Source organism: Brenneria populi (assembly GCF_036016195.1).
In the GTDB taxonomy this organism is placed as follows: domain Bacteria; phylum Pseudomonadota; class Gammaproteobacteria; order Enterobacterales; family Enterobacteriaceae; genus Brenneria; species Brenneria populi.
Genome location: NZ_JAYWTM010000024.1, coordinates 76,628 through 92,924 on the forward strand (window position 1 = coordinate 76,628; position 16,297 = coordinate 92,924).

General features: G+C 57.8%; 13 protein-coding genes. 4 read left to right on the plus strand and 9 right to left on the minus strand.

What is annotated here, in order from left to right; translation table 11 throughout:
* Nucleotides 1–43 precede the first annotated feature (43 nt).
* From VSX58_RS18420 to VSX58_RS18430, 3 genes are read right to left on the minus strand one after another with little or no spacing between them, the layout of a single operon-like run.
* Complete coding sequence (locus tag VSX58_RS18420; RefSeq protein WP_327619367.1) at nt 44–1,849, minus strand: aryl-sulfate sulfotransferase; 1,806 nt, start codon at nt 1,847–1,849, stop codon at nt 44–46.
* Between the two features lie 13 nt (nt 1,850–1,862).
* The gene (locus tag VSX58_RS18425) at nt 1,863–2,672 is read right to left on the minus strand and encodes an ABC transporter ATP-binding protein (protein ID WP_327619368.1); all 810 of its coding nucleotides are present in this window, start codon (nt 2,670–2,672) and stop codon (nt 1,863–1,865) included.
* Nucleotides 2,669–4,246: an ABC transporter permease gene (locus VSX58_RS18430; protein ID WP_327619369.1), complete on the minus strand. Its 1,578-nt coding sequence runs from the start codon at nt 4,244–4,246 to the stop codon at nt 2,669–2,671. The genes VSX58_RS18425 and VSX58_RS18430 overlap by 4 nt, the downstream gene beginning before the upstream one ends.
* 418 nt (nt 4,247–4,664) lie before the next feature.
* Here VSX58_RS18430 and VSX58_RS18435 point away from each other — a divergent pair, with 418 nt between their 5' ends.
* Nucleotides 4,665–5,693 (plus strand): ABC transporter substrate-binding protein, encoded by a 1,029-nt coding sequence (locus VSX58_RS18435; protein WP_407654892.1) that lies wholly within the window; start codon nt 4,665–4,667, stop codon nt 5,691–5,693.
* Here the strand turns inward: VSX58_RS18435 and VSX58_RS18440 are convergent.
* Nucleotides 5,681–6,613 carry a LysR family transcriptional regulator gene (locus tag VSX58_RS18440; RefSeq protein ID WP_327619371.1) on the minus strand — a complete coding sequence of 311 codons (933 nt, stop codon included), beginning with the start codon at nt 6,611–6,613 and terminating at the stop codon, nt 5,681–5,683. The two genes, VSX58_RS18435 and VSX58_RS18440, sit on opposite strands and share 13 nt — an antisense overlap.
* A 327-nt stretch (nt 6,614–6,940) precedes the next feature.
* Between VSX58_RS18440 and VSX58_RS18445 the strand changes: the two genes are divergently transcribed.
* The 3 genes from VSX58_RS18445 to VSX58_RS18455 all read left to right on the plus strand — a co-directional run bounded on the left by VSX58_RS18445 (nt 6,941) and on the right by VSX58_RS18455 (nt 12,157).
* Nucleotides 6,941–9,067: an alpha-galactosidase gene (locus tag VSX58_RS18445; RefSeq protein ID WP_327619432.1), complete on the plus strand. Its 2,127-nt coding sequence runs from the start codon at nt 6,941–6,943 to the stop codon at nt 9,065–9,067.
* A gap of 357 nt (nt 9,068–9,424) precedes the next feature.
* Nucleotides 9,425–10,681 (plus strand): MFS transporter, encoded by a 1,257-nt coding sequence (locus tag VSX58_RS18450; RefSeq protein ID WP_327619372.1) that lies wholly within the window; start codon nt 9,425–9,427, stop codon nt 10,679–10,681.
* A 45-nt stretch (nt 10,682–10,726) separates the two neighbouring features.
* The gene (locus VSX58_RS18455) at nt 10,727–12,157 is read left to right on the plus strand and encodes a carbohydrate porin (RefSeq protein ID WP_407654891.1); all 1,431 of its coding nucleotides are present in this window, start codon (nt 10,727–10,729) and stop codon (nt 12,155–12,157) included.
* A 37-nt stretch (nt 12,158–12,194) separates the two neighbouring features.
* Here the strand turns inward: VSX58_RS18455 and VSX58_RS18460 are convergent, their stop codons facing one another.
* The 5 genes from VSX58_RS18460 to VSX58_RS18480 all read right to left on the minus strand — a co-directional run bounded on the left by VSX58_RS18460 (nt 12,195) and on the right by VSX58_RS18480 (nt 16,287).
* Nucleotides 12,195–13,223 (minus strand): C45 family peptidase, encoded by a 1,029-nt coding sequence (locus tag VSX58_RS18460; protein WP_327619373.1) that lies wholly within the window; start codon nt 13,221–13,223, stop codon nt 12,195–12,197.
* Between the two features lie 34 nt (nt 13,224–13,257).
* Nucleotides 13,258–13,980 (minus strand): glutamine ABC transporter ATP-binding protein GlnQ, encoded by a 723-nt coding sequence (glnQ, locus tag VSX58_RS18465; protein ID WP_327619434.1) that lies wholly within the window; start codon nt 13,978–13,980, stop codon nt 13,258–13,260.
* Between the two features lie 2 nt (nt 13,981–13,982).
* Complete coding sequence (gene glnP / locus VSX58_RS18470; protein ID WP_327615402.1) at nt 13,983–14,639, minus strand: glutamine ABC transporter permease GlnP; 657 nt, start codon at nt 14,637–14,639, stop codon at nt 13,983–13,985.
* A 61-nt stretch (nt 14,640–14,700) separates the two neighbouring features.
* Nucleotides 14,701–15,453, minus strand: coding sequence for a glutamine ABC transporter substrate-binding protein GlnH (gene glnH / locus VSX58_RS18475; protein WP_327615401.1), 753 nt, complete (start codon nt 15,451–15,453; stop codon nt 14,701–14,703).
* Between the two features lie 285 nt (nt 15,454–15,738).
* A complete protein-coding gene (locus VSX58_RS18480; RefSeq protein WP_407654893.1) occupies nt 15,739–16,287 on the minus strand; it encodes a carboxymuconolactone decarboxylase family protein in 549 nt (182 codons plus the stop codon).
* Between the last annotated feature and the right edge of the window lie 10 nt (nt 16,288–16,297).

Sequence of the window (16,297 nt, forward strand, 5' to 3'; positions counted from 1 at the left end):
CATAAAAATATGACTGAGAGACAAGCTGGCAAGGGGGAATATATTAGCCCACGGTTTTATTTTGGCGATTGCTTAGCCACTCACGCAGCGCCTCCGGGCGCTGAACGCCGTTGAGGCGCGCTTTGACCTCGCCCTGTTCCAGCCACAGCAGGGTGGGCAGCGCGCGTACCCCAAGGCGCTGCGTCAGCTCGGTATGACGATCGGCGTCCAGATAGCGGCCATCGAGCTGCGAATACGCCTCTTCGTCCAGCAGCGTTTCCAGCTGTTTGTACAGGCTTTTACAGTGGACGCAGCGTTCGGCGCCGACCAGCAGCAGCTGCGGCGCCGCCCGGCGGCTAAGATTTTCCCATGCGCTCTCGTCCAGCGGCGAGAAGCGGGTACGATCGACGCTAAACAGCCTGGGGCTGCGCTTCAGCTCTTCGCTGTCGGTGGCCACGCACAGCGCATCGCCGCTTTTTTTATAAGGGCGCACGCCGTCGACGCGGATCACGCTGGCGAATCCGGGCCGCGCCGCGCCCGGCTGACGAAAGCGCGTGTTGTCCGGCGCTTCCACCGGGATCTCTTGCGGCCGCGCCAGCTGCGGCACCCAGTCATAGGGCACGCGATAGGCGCGGTAAAGCATATTGGTGTTGACGGTTTTCCCCCAGTAGGGCGAGATATATTCCCACACGATATCGTGCTGCGCCGTGACCTCGAAAATCCGGCCGTTGGCCCCTTCATTGATCAGCGTGTTGCCGTTGGGCAGGCGCTGAATATTACTGATATAAGGGCTGTAGAAGCGAAATGCGTCGGTGGGGTGCGGGATCCCCGCTTCATAAGGCGAATAACGCCAGACGATATCAAGGGTCACCGGGTTGATCTCCAGCACCCGCGAGTAGTCGCGCCAGGCGTTTTTAACGCCGTCGGCGGAAGCGGGGTTCGGCGCGCCGTAGCCGGCCCATCCTCCGTTGTCGAACAGCAGAATATTGCCCGCGCCGGGCAGTCCGGCGGGGATCATATGGGCGTGGTGCTGGCCGATAATCCAGCCCAAATGCTTCAACTCCGGCGTATGGTAGTCCGGTCCCAGCTTCCAGACGATATTGCCGCTTCGTTTATCGATAATGGCGATAATGTTGGATTCGCGCGCGTCCCAGATGATGTTATCGGGATGGAACCGGGTATCGCCCTGATCGAACCATGGGTTGGGGCCGAGCGCCGACATCGAATTGATGTGCATCCAGTCGCCCATGCCGCCGCCGCTCTTGCGCATATTGGGGTTATTGTAGATAGCGCTTTTCGCCGCGTCGTCGAAGCCCAGCTCGTCGAAGTGATCGCTGCAACGCCACTGCCACAGGATATTGCCCTGCCAATCCACTTCGATGATGGTGTCGTCAAGCAGCAGCTTGTCGCTGATGCGGGCGTTGCGCACATTCTGGTGCGCCAGAATCAGCGTATTGCCGCCGATCGGCTGCGGCTCCAGTCCCGGCGCATAGTAGCCCACCGGGCTGCCGCTGCGCTGGTAGTCATGATGGGCGCGCGCCATCCACTCGACGGGCAGATCGGGGTCGGCGATCTGTTCGTAACGGTTGAATTTCCATACGATATTGCCCTCCCAGTCGACCTGGATCAGATCGACCATATCCTGCATGCCGTAGCGCGGATCGCGTTCGCCGCTGTGGCCCAGAATGTAGCCGCCGGGCAGGATTTTATTGGGAAAACCGTGCAGGCCTTCCCACAGGCGCAGTTCGGTTCCGTTCATATCGATCAGCACGGCGCCGCTTTCCAGCGCCTGAAAGACGGTATAACCGCCCCAGGCCTTCTCCGGGTTATAGATGGTGGTGCCGGTGGGGTAAACGGAAGGGTGTCCCATAGCAAAGCTCCATTCAGAAAGTAGTGGATGAGGATTCCGGCGCCGCCGGCGTCGCGGGGCGCGTCAACAGCGCCAGCAGTGCGTTGCACTGTTGATGAAAAGCCTGACCGTCGCGCCGGCGGGGATGCGGCTGGTCGAGGTCGGCGATGTGGAGAATACGGCCGGGGCGCGGCGCCAGCACCACGACGCGGTCGGCCAGATAGACCGCTTCTTCCACATCGTGCGTCACCAGCAGGGTCGTGGTGCCTTCCGTTTGATGGATGCGCCGCAACTCCTGCTGCATCTGCTGACGCGTCAGGGCATCCAGCGCGCCGAAGGGTTCATCCAGCATTAAAATACGCGGATTGGCCACCAGGCCGCGGGCGATGGCGACGCGCTGCGCCATCCCGCCGGAGAGCTGGGCGGGCAGGACGTCGGCAAAATCGTCAAGGTGAACCAGGCGGATAAAATGGTCCACCAGCCGCGCGCGCGCCGCCTTGTCGCGCTTCTCCCGCGCCAGTCCCAGCGCGATGTTCTGGCGTACCGTCAGCCAGGGAAACAGCCGCGGCTCCTGAAACACTATCCCCCGGTCGCGGCTGATGCCGCTCACCGCCTGGCCGTCCACCAGAATGCGCCCCTGATATTCGTTATCCAGCCCGACCAGCATACGCAGCAGCGTGGATTTGCCGCAGCCGCTGCTGCCGACGATGGCGACCAGTTCGCCGCCGTGGATGGAGAGCGAAAAGTCATCGATAACCGTCATCGGCCGGCCTTTGACGTTAAATTGCTTTTTTAGCCCTTCAAACTGCACCACCGGCGGGTGGTTAATGTCGATGACGCTCATACGGATTCTCCTGTGGTGCGCCAGCGGGTCATGCGTTTTTCCAGGCTGAGGCCGGCGCGGTCGATGAGGGCGCCGGCGACGCCGATGAGCAGCATGCCGCTGATGATGGTGGGCATATCGAGCAGCTGCTGGGCGTTAATCATCAGGCTGCCGATACCGATATTTGACGCCATAAAATATTCCGCGCCGATGGTGCCAAGCCAGGCGTAAATCAGCGACAGGCGCAAACCGGCGAAAATGGCCGGCGCCGCGCCCGGCAGGATCAGCGCCTGCAGCCGCTGCGCCAGCGAAAGGCGCAGCACCTGCGCCACCTCTTGCAGCTGGAGCGATCGCTGCCGGACGCCTCGGTGGCTGGCGACCAGCATGGGAAAGAAAGAGGCCAGCGCGACGAATACCACCTTGCCCGCTTCCCCGTTGCCGACCCAGGCGGTGAGTAAGGGGAGCCAGGCGAACAGCGCGATCTGGCGCAGCGTGGCGACGGTGGGCGTAATCAGCGCATCGGCGCGCGGGCTCAGTCCCAGCGCCACGCCAAGCAGCAAACCGGCGGTCACGCCGGCCAGCGCGCCGGCCAGCGCGCGCATCAGGCTGTGCCCCATGGCGTCCGCCAACACGCCGTCGCGCATCCCCTGCATCAGCGTATGCAGAACGTCGATCGGCGGCGGCAGCAGCGCGCCGTCAACCCAGCCGGAGAGGCTGGCGTGGCGCCAGAGCGCCAGCAGCGCGACGGGCAGGAGCAGCCCGCTCAGCCAGCGGGCGGGCGCGGCGTTCAGACGGCCGACCGGCGGGTGCGGCCAGTAGACCAGCCAGCGCTCCAGTCGGCCGATCGCCCACTCCATCGCCAGCCCGGTCAGACCGATGACCGCAATACAGACGAAGACGATATCCAACTGAAATAACTGGCGTCCCCAGACCAGCAGATAGCCGATACCCTGCGACGACGCCAGCAGTTCCACCACGATCAGCGATACCCAGGCTTGCGACAGCGCCAGCCGCAGCCCGATCAGCCAAACCGGCAGCATCGCTGGCAGCGTCAGGCGAATCAGCCGCTGCCGCCAGGGCAGACGCAGGGCGCGGGCCGTTTCCAGCAGCGCGTGGGGAATATTGCCGACGCCGCTCTGGGTGTGCAGCGTGACCGGCACAATCACCGCTTTAACAATCACCGCCAGCTTCAGGCCGTCGTCGATGCCGAACCACACCATAAACAGCGGGATCCACCCCAGCGTCGGGATTTGCGCCAGCGCATAGATCGTCGGATGCAGCAGACCGGAGGCGCGCGGCGAGGCGCCCATCAGCGCCCCCAGCAGCGTACCCGCAAGCACCCCGACCAGCAGGCCGCCGAACAGGTGACGCAGACTGACGAGCAGCTGCGCCAGCAGGTCGCCGCGCCAAAGCTCGGCCGCCGTGCGGGCGACTGCGAGCGGCGCCGGCAGAATTTGCGGCGGCATCCACCCCTGCCGGCTGGCGATGTACCACAGCAGAAACAGGGCGAGCGGTAGCGCCAGGGGATAAAACGCGGTTCTCGGCAGAGTAGGCCAGGTCAGCGGAGATATTTTCAGCAAAATAACCTTATTCATTTTCTTTATTGAAACTAGCCATAATGAATTTATAAGGAATAAAAAACAGGTTTTAGCCGCGAAAGCCAATGCATTAATCCGATAGCGGAGGTGCAAAAAATGCATATCTCAGGGATGCGCGCCGGACGACCGCTCCTCTCTGGTTATCGCATCGTCCTCTCTGCGGCGGTTTTTCCATAAATTCCAGCCGTTTGGGTGCATAAAACGCCTGGGAACGATGGCGCCGCCGCCCTGCCGCGGCCCGATCCCGCCCGCCATATGCTTTTTTTTACTGAAAAAAGCTGGAAATGTTATTTAAAGCGCGCCGCCGGGTTTCGCTAGTTTGATGGCGACGGTTTGTTATTGATGGAGTCGGGTAATGAAGAAGAGTGCAATAAGCCGCTGGCGCACGGTCGCGCGGCGCATTGTCGGTTCGCTTATGCTGAGCGGCCTGCTGTTTGCCGCCGGCGTTCATGCCGCGGAAAATAAGCCGGCGGAAATCCGCATCGGCCTGCCCGATCAGAGCGCGGGCAGTAAGCCGTTTATCCGCGGGCCGCTGGGTCTGGCGCATATTCGCCGCCAGCTGGAGGCGGTATTTGAACCGCAGGGGATAAAAATAAACTGGTTATTTTTCAAGGGAGCGGGTCCGGCAGTTAACGAGGCGCTGGCGAACCAACAGCTGGATGTGGTCTACCTGGGCGATCTGGCGGCTATCATCGGCCGCGCGGGCGGATTGCCGACTCGGGTGCTGGTGGGGTCGCGCGGCTCGAACTCCTATCTGGCGGCGACGCCGGAGTCGGGCATTCGGCGTATTGAGGATTTACGCGGCAAGCGCGTGGCGGTCTATAAGGGAACGGCGGATCAGCTCTCTTTCGAACGCGCCTTGAAAATCGCCGGGCTCAATGAGCGGGACGTCCGGGTGATTAATCTGGACTGGACGGCCAGTAAAGCGGCGCTGGCCGCCAAGCGGGTGGATGCGGCGTGGGGCGGCGTCGGGCTGCTGACCTTGCGCAAACAGGGCATCAATATTGTGACGAGCGCCAGCGCGCTTGGGCGCGCCAATACCACGCAGGCGGCGGTGCTGGCGACCGAAGACTTTATTCAGCGCTATCCGCAGGCGACCCAGCAATTGGTCGACGTACTGGTGGAAAACGCGCGCTGGATCGCCGATCCCGCGCATCTGCCGGACTATATCGCGCTGATGGCGGAGCAGAGCCAGATCCCAAAGGCGCTGTTCGAGGAAGAGCTCAATCCGGACGATCTCAATTTCCAGAGTTCTCCGCGCCTGGATGCGTTTTTGCGCGACAGCTTTGCCGACAGCATTCAGCGGGCTAAGGACGCCGGACTGATCCGCCGCGATTATCCGGTCGACGCCTGGTTCGCCGGCGGATTTGTCGATCAGGCGCTGGCGGACCCGCGGCTGGCGCCGGTCTGGCCGCACTATGACGCCGCCGGTCAAGCGCGGTAGCCCTCCTCGGCGTGGCGCAGCCGGTCCTGTTCGATCAGCGTGTCTATCATCAGCTGCGCCAGCGGGGGAAGGCTCTTTTGCAGGCTGGAGATAATGCCGAAACGGGTGCGCATCTCGCCCCATTCCGGCGGCGTTTCCGCAAGGGGAATTTCCACCAGATGATGGCTTTGCCGCCCCAGCGCCAGGCCGTCTTCGCTGGCGAAGCTGATGGCCTGGGTCTGGGAGAGCACGTTGTACAGCGAGTAGCTATGGTCGCACTGGATTTGCGGGCGGAAATCGGGCTGGCGCGTCAGCGACGCCAGAATCTTGCGCATGCCGACCGGCAGATAGGGCGAAGCCAGCGGAAAGCGCAACAGTTCGTCCGGCGTGACCGCTTCCCGCCGCGCCAGCGGGTGCGAACGGTGACAGATGAAAAAACAGCGCTGCTGGCTCAGCGGCTGCACGCGAAACGTGGTTTCCAGCTCGGCGTGCCAGGTATCGGCGACGAAAAACGGCCATTCGTCGGCCAGCAGGCGCTGGCGCAACGACTGCCAGTTATCCACGCTGTAGGCCACCCGGTTCCGCGGCCGCAGCCGGTGGAATTGCGCCACCGCGCGCGGGATCAGCGCGATGGCCGGCGCCGGGCCGCAGCCGAACGTCAGCTCGCCGCCGTCCTCATCGAGGTGCTGCATATCATTGATTAATTCCCAGGAGAGCTCCTGCATCCGACGCGCGCAAGGCAGCAGTTTTTTTCCCTGCCACGTCAAGGCGAACCCCTTGCTCTGCCGATCGATCAGCGGGTGGCCCAGGGTTTGCTCCAGCGCTTGAATACTGCGGCTAAACGCCGACTGCGACAGGCAGACGGCCTGCGCCGCCTGTACAAAGCTCTCGTGTTCCGCCAGCGCAAGAAAATTGCGTAATTGCCGTAAATCCAGATGCATGCGTTAACTATCCGACCGCGTAATTTTTCCTTCGATATAGGCGGGATAGCGGCGTAATGCAATGAACAAAAAGGCATAACTTATGCCGCCCTGCGGCTTTCGGCAGGCGCGGCGTCGTCCTGCAACGCTGCGCCGTTCCCGGCCATAAACGGAACCGTTCGCGCGCGGCGGCGGTGACCATCCGCGACGGCATTTTCGCGTATCGCTCCTGGCTATGGAAAATCGCTATTTTTTCTACCCTAATCACAAAATCTAATCGTTTCGGTTGTTCATCTAAACGTTTCGGATCAAGTATGTCTCATCAAGTTACAGCGATGGAGTGTAATGATGAGTAGTGAAATAGTCCGTTTAACCAGCGATACGTCGGACGTCATTGTGCGCTGTGCGCCTAATGCGGAAATTTTATACTGGGGGCCGAAACTGCGGCGCTTCACTTCTCAGGACGTGGCGACGATACAGCGTCCGGTGGCGAATGGTCGGCTGGATGTCGATACGCCATTGACTTTCGCCATGGAGTACGGGCGCGGGCAGTTCGGCGCGCCGGGAATAGAGGGGCACCATGCCGGCTACCATGCCGCGCCTATCTTCACGACCCAGAGCTATAGCGCCGACGCGCATTCGCTTACGGTGGTCGGCGAAGATCCAATCGCCAGGCTGAGGCTCACCAGCGAACTGCGTCTGCACCCGGAGACGGGCGTGTTGCGGATGCGGCATACGCTAACCAACTTATATCACGAGGCGTGGCAACTGGAGCGGCTGGCCGTCACTCTGCCGCTGCCGGAGCGCGCCGAGGAAGTGATGGCTTTTCACGGCCGCTGGCTGCGGGAGTTTCAGCCGCATCGCGTGCAGTTGAAACATGGCGGTTATCTACAGGAGAGCCGCCGCGGCAGAACCTCGCACGAATATTTTCCGGCGATGGTCTTGGGAGAAAGCGGTTTCAACGAACAGAACGGCACCGTATGGGGAGTGCATCTGGGATGGAGCGGCAACCACCGCCTGCGCGCCGACGTGAAAACGGAAGGACGCCGCGTGGTGCAGGCCGAGGCGCTATACCTGCCGGGCGAAATAACTCTGGCGCAGGAGGAATCGTTCTCGACGCCGTGGGTTTACGCGACCTGCGGGGCGGCCGGTCTGAACAGTATGAGCCAGCAGTATCACCGCTTTCTGCGTCAGGAAGTCATCCGTTTCCCGGCCGATAAGGCGCGTCCCGTTCATCTGAATACCTGGGAAGGGATCTATTTCGACCACGATCCCGACTACATCATGCAGATGGCGACGCAGGCGGCCGAGCTGGGCGTGGAACGCTTTATTATCGATGACGGCTGGTTCCGCGGGCGCGATCACGATCGGGCCGGGCTGGGCGACTGGTATCTGGATGAGAAAAAATATCCGAACGGCTTAATGCCGGTGATTGACCACGTGAAGAAGCTGGGCATGGAGTTCGGCATCTGGGTCGAACCGGAGATGATCAACCCCGATTCCGATCTCTTCCGCGCCCACCCGGACTGGGTGTTGCAGCTGCCGGGATATCGGCAGCCAACCGGTCGTTATCAGTATGTGTTGGATCTGTGCAACCCGGCGGCGTTCGACTACCTGCTGGAACGCCTGGTCTGGCTGTTCGGCAATCATCCCATCGACTACGTGAAATGGGATATGAACCGCGAGCTGGTGCAGCCGGGTCACGAGGGCAAACTGGCGGCGGATGCGCAAACCCGCCGGTTCTATCGCCTGATCGACGAACTGCGTAAGCGCTTCCCGCAGATTGAATTCGAATCCTGCGCCTCCGGCGGCGGACGCATTGATTACGGCGTATTGCAGCGTACGCACCGCTTCTGGACTTCCGATAACAACGACGCATTGGAGCGTCAGGCGATTCAGCGCGGCATGAGTTATTTCTTCCCACCGGAGGTGATGGGCCAGCATATCGGCCATTACCGCTGCCACGCCACGCACCGTAAGCACACCATCGAATTCCGCGGCTTAACCGCACTGTTCGGCCATATGGGGATTGAGCTGGATCCGGTAAAGGCGGATGCCGAAGAAAAGTCGGGCTACAGGCGTTATATCAGCCTGCATAAGAAGCTGCGTCCGCTGTTGCATACCGGCACGGTTTGGCGCGTGGATATGCCGGATGACGCGGTGCAGGTCAGCGGCGTGGTCAGTCAGGATCGGAGCCGGGCGGTATTCCTGATGGCGCAGCTGAAAATGCCGGATTATACCCTGCCCGGCCAGCTGCGTTTCCCGGGGTTGGATGCGGAGGCGCGTTATCAGGTGAAACTGCTGGACAGCCAGGAGATTAAAACCGTGCGCGACGGCGGCGGCACGATGCGCGAGCTGCCGCCGTGGCTGATTGAGCCGATTGAAGCCAGCGGCGACTGGCTGATGCAGGCCGGGCTGGCGCTGCCGGTCATCGTGCCCGAAACGGCGCTGCTGATTGAGCTGACGCGGGTTTAATCGCGGCATACCCGTCATATTTCAGGCCGCATGCGCGCTGGTTTTACTCCGCGCTCCTGCGGGCCGCCGCAGGCGGCGTTCAAATCCGCTTCCGGCAGAGTCGCCGCTCGCCGCGGTCGTTCGACTTCGGCAAGCGGCGGGGAGGAATAAGCGACGTTTCGTTTCTCGCCGCAGGCTGGTCGAGTTCATTTCCGACGAATTCGTCGCGGCGGTGCCGCGCGATTCGCTCTTGTGGATCCGTCCCCGCGGGCCTGCATGAGTGAGGGTATAGATAAGTACCAACCAATGCGCGGGAAATAAATATTATTTCCTGCCGGCATTGATGTTTTATGTCGTATTTAAATATGGAATATTAAAATGGATACCACATCGTGCTATTACATTAATAATCGAAACTTTTGGATATTCGGATCGTTTTTTTTCCTCTATTTTTTTATCATGGCCACCTGTTTCCCCTTTCTTCCGATTTGGCTGCATGAGGTAATCGGCTTAAATAAGACGGAAACCGGGATTGTGTTCTCCAGTCTGTCGTTATTCGCCATTATATTTCAACCTATTCTCGGCATCTTATCGGATAAATTGGGCATAAAAAAGCATTTGCTGTGGGTGATTACCGTGCTTTTGTTATTTTTTGCCCCATTTTTTCTCTTTGTGTTCGCGCCGACGCTGCAGGCGAATATTGTCTTAGGCGCCTTATTGGGCGGGCTATATATCGGTTTTGTGTTTAACTCCGGCGCCGGCGCTATTGAAGCGTATGTCGAGCGTATTAGTCGTCAAAGCGATTTTGAATACGGCAAGGCGCGGATGTTCGGCTGTTTTGGCTGGGGGATCTGCGCCTCGACCGCCGGTATATTATTCAGCGTGAATCCGGATATCGTCTTCTGGATGGGGTCCGGCGCCGCCGTTATCCTGGCGGTGCTGCTGTTTATGGCTAAAACCACTAATAATCAGACGGTTAAGGTGATGAATGCGCTGGGCGCCAACGCGCCGCAGTTTAGTATGAATTTGGTGGTTAATTTATTTAAACTGCGTAAATTCTGGCTGATGGTGCTGTATGTATTAGGCGTGGCCTGTATCTACGATGTTTTCGACCAGCAGTTCGCCAACTTTTTTAAATCGTTCTTTGCAACGGCGGAGCAGGGCAATCGGGTCTTCGGTTTCGTCACCACCGCCGGCGAAGCGGCTAACGCGCTGGTGATGTTTTTAACGCCGTGGATTATTAATCGTATCGGGGCGAAAAACTCATTGCTGCTGGCCGGCACCATTATGTCGATTCGTATTTTCGGCTCCGCTTTCGCCACCTCGATCGTGGAAGTGGTGATCCTCAAAATGCTGCATGCGTTTGAAGTGCCTTTCTTGCTGGTCGGTATTTTTAAATATATATCCAATACTTTCGATGCCCGACTTTCGGCAACGATTTATTTGGTCGGCTTTCAGTTTTCAAAACAATTAATGTCGATATTTTTATCTTCCATGGCCGGCAATTTATATGACCGTATCGGCTTTAACGATACCTATTTGGTGTTGGGATGTATCGCGCTGACGTTCACCATAATCTCGGCGTTTACATTATCTGGCGCGGTAAAAAGACCGGCAAACGCCGTCGTACAGTAAAAATATACAACGATCCGGCGAATAATAAATAAAGGTTACTTGAAAATGAAACTGGCTACCTTGACCATCGGCATTAGCCTGCTGATGGGGTCTACCTCTGTTTGGGCGCAGGCGCTCAGCGTCGAAGAGCGTTTCGCGCTGCTGGAGCGGCGGGTGAAAATTGCGGAGCAGCGCGCGGCGAACGCCGAAAGCGAAGTCCGGCAGTTGAAGCGCAGCCTGGCCGTGCAGCCGCAGGGAGCGGCGGCGGCCGCGCAACCCGTCGCCGTGGTCGCCCGCGCGCCGGCGGCGGAAAATCCGCCGTCCGTCCCCGCCGACGCGCGGCAAGCCACGACGCCGACCTTAACCTTAAACGGTTTCGGCGATTTGAAACTGTATGGCGACGTGGAATTCAACGCCGATGCGGCCAGCAACTCCGGCCAACTGACGTCGGTAAAAACCAGCGCCGATAATAAAAACTGGAAACCGGGCGCCTCCGAACGCTGGGACGTCAACGGCCGGATCCTGATAGGCCTGGACGGCTATCGCCGCCAGGACAACGGCGATTTTGCCGGGTTCCGCGTTCAGCCGCTGGCGAATATGAACGGGTCGATGGGGCTTGACGATGCGGCGTTTTTCTTCGGCAAAGAGAACGACTGGCAGGCGAAAATAGGCCGTTTCGAGGCTTACGACATGTACCCGCTGAATCAGGACACCTTCATCGAGTATTCCGGTAATACCGCCAACGATCTCTACGCCGACGGTTACGGCTATATCTATATGATGAAAGAGGGACGCGGGCGCAGCAGCGACGGCGGCAATATCATGCTGAGCAAATCGCTGGGCGACTGGTATCTAGAGGTCAACACGCTGTTTGAGGACGGCACCTCGCTGTATGCCGACGGCGAGTATCACGGCAATGCGCTGGAGAATAAGAAAAACGTTATTTATGTGCGTCCCGTCGCCGCCTGGAAGGGCGAAAACCTATCTGCCGCCGTCGCCGTGGAAACCAATGTGGTACGTAATGCCTACGGCTATAGCGACGGCAGCGGGGCGTGGCGGGATCAGTCGCGCCGTACCGGCTACGGCGCGACTTTCGGCTGGAATAGCTTGGCGAAGGATCCGGAAAACGGCCTGCAAATCAACCTGAATAGCGCATATCTGGATGCCAGCGATGAACAGGATTTGACCATCGGCGTGAACGGATTGTGGCGCCGTTTCGAGCTGGGTTATATTTTCGCGCACAACGATCTTCAGGCGTTTAACCTTAATAGCACCGTGGACAGCGGGCTCGACGGGCCGCTGACCAACCCCGGCAAGTACGATATCCATACGCTGCACGCCTCTTATCTGATCCCCGATGTTTTCGATATGCGAAATTTCAACCTGTACCTCGGCGCCTATACCTCATGGCTGCGTAAAGAGAGCGGCAACCAGCTGGTTAATGGCGGTGATGATGAGCGCTACGGCCTGCGGGTAAGATTTAAATATCTGTTCTAACCCGCCGGCGCGAACGCGTCAGGAACGGCGGGCGCGTTCAGCGGCGAACCGCGCCGCTCAGCGCCGCGTTATGGCGATCCAGGGTATAAACGCGCCATTCAACCGCCTGGGAAGAAAGCACGAAAGTGGCGGTCGCCAGCGTGTTTTCCTCATCCGGGTCGGCCGGGTCCTGACGAAAAATAGGCAGCGCCGCGTTCTGGCGGTCGCTTAATATCGCCAACGCTTCAGACGATTCGAGCGGCGCGTCGGCGCGTTGATGCAGCCAGGCGTTCAGCCGCTGCTGGCGGCTGGCGGAGCTGGCGGTGATGATTTGCTCCTGCGCGTTTATCTCCGGCTCTATCAGGTGGTTGGCATGGCCGTGCGTCCCGGCGACTTCGCGTATGGCGAAGCCCGAACCGGTCGCTTCCAGGCTGATCAAGCGCGGATCGCCGCACTGCGCCAGCGTATGATGGAAGGCGCCGGCGCGTTTCTCCTGCGTCAGAATAGCGAGCGCATCGTCAAGCGTATCCGCATCCAGCGCGGCCCTGGCGAGAATCTGCCGTGGATAGCCGACGGGCCGTGTCTGCGCGCGAATGTTGTTGATCGTCATCACTAATCCCCGCTCGTTAACGGCGAAGGTGTGGCCGCAGATCGAACCGGGGTAGTAGAAGCTGGTAAACGCGCGTCCGCGCTCGGGCCGAATAGCGACGATGGCGCAATCCTCCCTAAGCTGCGGGAATCCGTCTTCATTGTGGGCGACGATCGGCTCGCGCTTCGCCGTTCTGCCCATCACCGTGCTGCAGCCGTCGGACGTGGAGGGGAGCAGGTCCCCGCGGCAGTTCCAGGCGAAGACCTCATCGAGCGAACGCTCAAGGCCGGCCGCCAGCCCCGCCAACTCTTGCCAGCATTCGGGAAAACGGTCGCGCGTCATCGCCTGCATGCTTAACGCCTGAGGCGACTGCCGCAGCGCGGCGATTTTTTGCCACAGGCCGGTGGCCCGCACCTTCTCCTCATAGGCCCGGCGCCCCAGCACGCCCAATTGATAACCGACCTGGTAGCGATCGCCGGCGATAGTCATACTCTTCATGGTGTTCTCTTACCTACAGGGGCGTTGCCCGCAGTTATGATACGTGTTGCAGAAACGTTTTCAGGCGTTCGCTTTTGGAGGCGGTCAGCAGCTCTTCCGGCGTCCCGTCTTCGGCGATGGTGCCGTTGTCGATAAAGATCAGGCGCGAGGCCACCTTGCGCGCGAAGTCGATTTCATGGGTGACGATAACCATGGTCATTCCCTCTTCCGCCAGCGACTGCATCACCTTAAGCACTTCATGGCGGAGTTCCGGATCCAGCGCGGAGGTCGGTTCGTCGAATAGCATCATCTGCGGTTTTACCGCCAGCGCCCGGGCGATGGCCACCCGCTGCTGCTGGCCGCCGGACAGTTCGGAAGGGTAGTGGTTCGCGCGCTCCGCCAGACCGACCTTGGCCAATAGCTGTTGAGCCAGAGCCTCGGCCTCTTTTTTACTGCTTTTACGCACGCGTATCGGGCCGAACATAACATTCTCCAGCGCCGTCAGGTGCGGAAACAGATGGAACTGCTGAAACACCATGCCCGCTTCGCGGCGAATAGCGCATTCATTGACGTGTTCGTCGGTAATATGCATTCCGGCGACCAGCAGCGCCCCCGACGAGATCTCCTCCAGCTTATTGATACAGCGCAGCAGCGTCGATTTGCCCGAGCCGGAAGGGCCGATGATCACGACGACTTCGCCTTTTTCGATTTTCAGGTTGATATCATGCAACACTTGGGTATCGCCGAAATTTTTCGACACCTTTTGGAATTCAACAATACTCATAGTATATGCATCCTTTTTTCCAACCTTTTAAGAACAATACTCAGGCATATCGTGACCAGCAGATAAAGCACGGCGACGGCGGTCCAGACTTCCAGCGCGCGGAAATTCCCGGCGATAATCTCCTGGCCCTGCCTGGTTAATTCCGCCACGCCGATGACGATAAACAGAGAGGTATCTTTTATGCTGATAATCCATTGATTGCCCAGCGCCGGAATCATTCGGCGCAATGCGAGCGGCATAATGACGTGAATCAGGGTATCGCGCTGCGACAGCCCCATCGCCAGGCTGGCTTCGCGAAATCCTTTATTAATGGACAGGATGGCGCCGCGGGTAATTTCCGCGATATATGCGCCGGAATTAATCATAATGGTCGCCACCGCCGCGGTGATCGGGTCGATACGGACGGGCAGGATCATCGGCAGCGCGAAATAGATGAACATAACCTGAACCATAATGGGCGTTCCGCGAATAATCTCAACGAAAAACAGTGAGATGGCTTTCGCTATTTTGCCGCCCAGCGCCCGGCAGACGCCGGCGATTAACCCAATGATAAAACCGCCGATTAACCCGATAACGGAGATAAATAAGGTTAATTCCAGCCCTTGCAGCAGTATGGGAATGGCTTCCCATACGTATTTAAATTCAAAATTCATACTTTATTCTCAATTCAACAGCTTAATATTGACCGGAGAATACTCCGGTCTGAATCAATGATTATCTCGGCGCTTTATCAAACCATTTTATATAAATTTTATTATAAGTTCCGTCTTGTTTTAATTCAGCCAGGGCTTTATTGACTTCTGCGGTATATTTACTGTTTTTCTGTAAAGCGAAACCATATTGCTGCGGCAGCATACTGTCGGTTTCACCGGTCGATTTGACTTTTCCGTTGCCCGCGGTTTTTACATAATAAAGCACGTTAGGACTGTCGTGCACAACGGCCTGAATATTACCCGCTTGTAGATCCAGATAGGCATTGTCGATATTCGGGAACTCGACATAATTCGCTTTTACGTTGGCTTTCATATAATTCGCCGCGGCGGTTCCCTGTTTCAATCCTACTTTTTTTCCGGCTAAATCATTGAACTTGGTGATTGAATCGTCATTGGATTTAACGGCGATAAGCAGATCGGCATCGTAATAGCCGTCGCTGAAATCCACCACCTGTTTACGCGCCGGAGTAATGGTAATGCCGGCCATGGCGAGATCCAGATTTCTTGATTGCAGCCCGGGGATTAAACCACCGAAATCCATCGGCCTTAACTCATAGCTCACGCCTATTTTTTGTGCGATGGCATCCCAAAGATCGATATCAAAGCCCACGTATTTATCATTCTGTTTGAACTCGAACGGCACAAAGGCGGTGTCAACGCCAACCAGCAATTTGTCTTGCGCCTGTGCGGAAATAGCGAAGCTGCTCATCAGAATCGCGCCGGAAACGAGTAGTGATTTGCTGAAAAAGTTCATAGTAATACCTCATTGTAAGAAAACGGTAACTTGCGTACTAATATAGATAAAGCAAAAGGTATGCCAAGATGAACTATCTTTGGTATTTTTAATCGCAAAAACGAGATGTATCATGTTGATTATAAAGTAATTTATGTTTTTTCTTTCATTCCGGGAACGGCCGCGTTTCGTCGGTTTTATCGCATCACCAAAATGATACATCGGTTGCACTAAAATAATGAATTCCCTGGCGTGTATTATATTTATGCACTATTTTTGGCCATTTAGTGATGGCGCTTATTATTTTTATTTTAATAGTGAATGCGTTGTTTCCGGCGCCGGCGTTTGCGATGCGTTCATAATCATCGACAAAAAGGTGTAATAACCATTAATACCGATAAGGTCAATTACGCCACGTTCGCCAAATAACGTTATCGCTTTATTCCAGGTGTCGTCGCTGACGATTTTTTTCTCATGAATCTCTTGGCAAAATGCATAAACCACTTTTTCATCTTCTAAATCAAATGCGGGCGTTTGATTATTATTTATCCGAATAATCGCCTGTTTGGAAATTCCCTGCCGCTCCGCTATCGGCGCATGAATAGCCCATTCTACTTCTTGCGACCAATTTCTGGCGGTAATGAGAATGGCCAGTTCGGAAAGGCGCGGTCCTATCGCGCTGCGATAACGAAGGTATTCGCCCATTTTTTGCGCATGGCTCATCAGTTCCGGGCTGCGTAATAGGGGTTCGAAAGGGGGTAACAACGCGCCGCGCGGCCCGTTAATAATTTCCTCGGCCAATTTTTTTTGTTCGGCGTCCCAACGCGTTGAATCAATGGCCGGCATGCGGTTTATTTGCGCCATC